The sequence below is a fragment of the Pseudomonas sp. NPDC079367 genome (assembly GCF_044542195.1).
Taxonomy (GTDB): domain Bacteria; phylum Pseudomonadota; class Gammaproteobacteria; order Pseudomonadales; family Pseudomonadaceae; genus Aquipseudomonas.
On sequence record NZ_JBITTW010000031.1, the window covers coordinates 67429 to 69153 of the forward strand.

Annotated in this window: 2 protein-coding genes; both read left to right on the plus strand. The window is 58.3% G+C overall.

Going from position 1 to position 1725, the window contains the following annotated elements; all coding sequences use genetic code 11:
* The coding region (locus ACIGDJ_RS20935) for an acetolactate synthase 3 large subunit (protein ID WP_397504605.1) at positions 1-1464 on the plus strand (1464 nt) is incomplete at its 5' end.
* Between the two features lie 2 nt (positions 1465-1466).
* The coding region (ilvN, locus tag ACIGDJ_RS20940; protein WP_397504606.1) for an acetolactate synthase small subunit at positions 1467-1725 on the plus strand (259 nt) is incomplete at its 3' end.

A 1725-nucleotide genomic window follows, 5' to 3' on the forward strand; every position in this document is an offset into this window, starting at 1 on the left:
ACCGCCTATATGGACTCGATTCCGATGGTGATTATTTCCGGTCAGGTGCCAAGCACCATGGTCGGCACCGACGCGTTCCAGGAAACCGACATGATCGGCATCTCCCGGCCGATCGTGAAGCACAGCTTCATGATCAAGCACGCTTCGGAAATCCCGGAAGTCATGAAGAAGGCCTTCTACCTGGCGCAATCCGGTCGTCCGGGCCCGGTCGTTGTCGACATCCCGAAAGACATGACCAACCCGGCCGAAAAGTTCGAATACGTTTTTCCGAAAAAAGCCAAGCTGCGCTCCTACAGCCCGGCCGTTCGCGGTCACTCCGGGCAGATCCGCAAAGCAGCGGAAATGTTGTTGGCGGCCAAGCGCCCGGTGCTGTACTCCGGCGGCGGCGTGATTCTCGGCAATGGCTCCGCGCAACTGACCGAACTGGCGAAAATGCTCAACCTGCCGGTAACCAACACGTTGATGGGCCTGGGTGCCTTCCCAGGCACTGACCGTCAGTTCATCGGCATGCTCGGCATGCACGGCAGCTACACCGCCAACCTGGCAATGCACCATGCCGACGTGATCCTCGCAGTGGGCGCACGCTTCGACGATCGGGTGATCAACGGCCCGGCAAAGTTCTGCCCGAACGCCAAGATCATCCATATCGACATCGACCCGGCGTCGATCTCCAAGACCATCAAGGCCGACGTGCCAATCGTTGGCCCGGTCGAAAGTGTCCTGACCGAAATGGTCGCGATCCTCAAGGAAATCGGCGAGACCCCGAACAAAGAGTCCGTAGCCAGCTGGTGGAAGCAGGTCGATGAATGGCGTGGCGATCGCGGCCTGTTCCCTTATGAAAAGGGTGACGGCAGCAAGATCAAGCCGCAGACCGTGATCGAAACCCTCTGCGAAGTGACCAAGGGCGACGCCTTTGTGACCTCCGACGTCGGTCAGCACCAGATGTTCGCTGCGCAGTACTACACGTTCAACAAGCCTAACCGCTGGATCAACTCCGGTGGTCTGGGCACGATGGGCTTCGGCCTGCCAGCAGCGATGGGCATCAAACTGAGCTTCCCGGACGACGACGTTGCCTGCGTCACCGGCGAAGGCAGTATCCAGATGAACATCCAGGAGCTGTCGACCTGCCTGCAATACGGCTTGCCGGTGAAGATCGTCATCCTCAACAACGGTGTGCTGGGCATGGTTCGCCAGTGGCAGGACATGAGCTACGGCAGCCGTCACTCACACTCCTATATGGAATCGCTGCCCGACTTCATCAAACTGGCTGAAGCTTACGGCCACGTTGGTGTACGCATCACCGAATCGAAAGATTTGAAGTCGAAGATGGCCGAAGCGTTTGCGATGAAGGATCGCTTGGTGATCATCGATGTTGCGGTCGACACCAGCGAGCACGTCTACCCGATGCAGATCAAAGACGGCTCCATGCGCGATATGTGGCTGAGCAAGACGGAGCGTACTTAATCATGCGGCACATTATTTCCCTGCTTCTGGAAAACGAACCCGGCGCTCTGTCTCGCGTAGTCGGCCTGTTCTCGCAGCGCAACTACAACATCGAAAGCCTGACCGTGGCCCCGACCGAAGACCCGACCCTGTCGCGTCTGACGCTGACCACCGTGGGCCACGATGAAGTGATCGAGCAGATCACCAAAAACCTGAACAAGCTGATCGAAGTGGTCAAGCTGGTGGACCTGTCGGAAAGCGCTCACATCGAGCGTGAACTGA